Here is a 2,496-nt window from a genome sequence, read left to right on the forward strand (position 1 = left end):
GTGCTGTCCTGATCTTCCACCACTGAACCTGTCTCCACCTATCCGGCGGGGCCGGCGAACGAATACTCCACCGGTGCGGCTTCGAGTGTTCCTGACGGGAGCTGGCGAACCCGGGTATAATGGCTCTGGCAGGGCCACTTCCCTCAGACGACGGGCTTTGCGACGGCCGGGTAGCAACCCGCGGGACGAAAGGAGCCGAAAACCCGTATGGCGACGCTACGGATCGGCGATCCCATCATCGAGTTCGAGCTTCCGGGAACGGATGGTAAGCGCTACAAGGTCGCGTCGTTTCAGGAAAAGCCGGTACTCGGGGTCATCTTCTGGTGCAACCACTGCCCGTACGTGCAGGCGTGGGAAGAGCGGGTCATCGACGTCCAGCGGGAGTACGCGGGGCGGGGAGTGCAGCTCGTTCTCATCAGCAGCAACGACCCGGTCCAGTATCCGGCGGACGACTTCGACGCCATGAAGAGGCGGGCCCAGGAGAAGAAGTATCCGTTTCCCTACCTGTTCGACGAGTCGCAGGAGGTGGCGCGGGCTTACGGCGCGACCCGCACGCCCGAGATCTTCCTGTTCGACCGGGAGGGCAAGCTGCGCTATCATGGGCGGCCGGATGACAACTACGAGGATCCCGAAGCGGTGACGCGGCACTACCTTCGGGACGCCATCGACGCGCTGCTGGCCGGGCGAGCCCCGTCCGTGGCGCAGACCGAGCCGCAAGGCTGCACCATCAAGTGGAAGAAGGCGTAGGAGCGCCAGGCGTGCGGCGAGGGCGGCCAGGTGTCTCAGGGCAGATCCGGCACCCCGGGTTGGTGGCGACGCTCTGCCTGGCCGGACTCCTGCTTGGTTTGCCCGCCGGGCCCGCACAGGCGGTTGGCTCCCCGCCGCAACACGGCCCACAAGACGCGGGCGCCGCAGCGCTGGACGTGGACGCCGAGGCCGTCTTCCACACGGGCATGCGCATCGATGAAGGTGGCCTCGACTGGGCCAGCGATGGCCCTGCGCTGCTCGAACCGAGAGCCGGCCAGTACGTCCGAATCGGGCTTCGCGGCGGGCACGGAGGATGGGTCTGGGGGGCGGCCGGGGCTCTCGACGGGTTCCAGTTTCCTTTCCGCCCGCCGGAGCCCGGCTGGGATCCGGCCGCGGTGGGGCTGAGCTACCCTCCGGAGTTGAAGGCCCGGGCAGACGAACTGTGGCTGGGTTACGAACGCGCCCGCCAGGGCAGCGGGACTGCCGGGTGGGCCGCCTGGTTGGGCCGGCGCCGGGTGGAACTGGGCGCCGGCACCGGGCTCATCGGGTTTCCGCTTTCGCCCGGCCTCGACCAGGTCGGGGGCGACCTCCTCGTGGGGCCGGCCCGGTATTACAAGGTCGTGGCGCGCATGGATCCGGGCGAGCGGTACCTCCTCGCTCACCAGCTTGACCTCGGCCCGTTCGTCACCCGCTGGGGGGCCCTGCGGCTGACGGGGTACGAGTTGGGGGTGGTGAGCCCCCGGTTTGCCGCGCTTGCGTTCACGTGGATCCCGCTGTGGCCGGGTTACCTGACGCAGGACCTCCACCCGGGCGGCATCGGCAACAACGACGCCAACTTCTACATCGGGGTGGGCGGCCGGCTCGACCGGGTTTTCGGGTCGAATGCCTCCGTGCAGGCGGAGGTCCTGGTCGACGACATGCCCCAGGTGCCCTGGAAGCGGCAGGTCTACCAGCTTGGCGCGGCCGTACGCCTGACGCTGGGGGCGAGGTGGGCGCTTGCGTACACCCGGGTCAACAACTTCGTCCTGACCTTTCAGGTGCCGGCGCTCAGCCTGATTGACCGGGGACGCCCGCTGGCCTTCCCTGATGGGCCCGACACCGACTCGCTTCGCCTGGAGTGGCACCCGCCCTCTGCGGGGGCCGGCGGGCAGCTGCCAGGTGAAGCGCTTTGCGGGCTCTCACTGACCGGGTTGTCACTCGAGTGGCGCCGGCGCGGACAGGGGCGCCTGGGCGATATCTGGGAAGCCCCTTATATGGGGTTTGAGGCGGCCAAGACCCAGGAGTTTTTGAGCGGCACCGTTGAACACGCGCTTCTGGCGGGTGTCCGGGCTCGCCTGGCAGAGGATGCCGAGCTTGTTCTCCAGGCCGGCCCTGTCTGGAGAACGGCCAACGTCGAGCAAGCCCGCTCCGTGCTGTTGACCGCAAGGCTCGTCCTGCGCTGAACCTCCCCCTCGCCACGTCTCGCTTCTACCTCAGAACCTGCCGGTTCAGCAGGAATCCCGCCGATCAGTGCCGAACAGGCCCATGCAAACGATGGCCCGGAGCAGTGGCTGTGGGCGTGCGACGGGCGTGCTATCTTGCACCAAGCGCGGCACGGCGGCAGAACACCACGAGGGCTCACCGGCGCACCCGGGGAGGCGGTGCGGGCCGGGCCGCGAGGTACGGGTTTCCTTGCGTTGGGTGCAGGAGAGCGGCCACGGGCCCCGGGTAAACCGGTCGGCGCGGAACGTCCGGGGAGGTGCGAAGGCC

General features: G+C 68.7%; 2 protein-coding genes. Both read left to right on the top strand.

From position 1 onward, the window contains the following. The first annotated feature begins 207 nt into the window (after window positions 1–207). A complete protein-coding gene (locus AB1609_21080; protein ID MEW6048929.1) occupies window positions 208–747 on the top strand; it encodes a thioredoxin family protein in 540 nt (179 codons plus the stop codon). Between the two features lie 11 nt (window positions 748–758). After that, the gene (locus AB1609_21085; protein MEW6048930.1) at window positions 759–2,189 is read left to right on the top strand and encodes a hypothetical protein; all 1,431 of its coding nucleotides are present in this window, start codon (window positions 759–761) and stop codon (window positions 2,187–2,189) included. Window positions 2,190–2,496: the final 307 nt, after the last annotated feature.

The organism is Bacillota bacterium, from assembly GCA_040754675.1.
GTDB lineage: Bacteria > Bacillota > Limnochordia > Limnochordales > Geochordaceae > Geochorda.

Excerpts from the sequence above, each read along its gene's own strand:
- AB1609_21080 (MEW6048929.1), top strand. The coding sequence starts at position 208 with ATGGCGACGCTACGGATCGGCGATCCCATCATCGAGTTCGAGCTTCCG.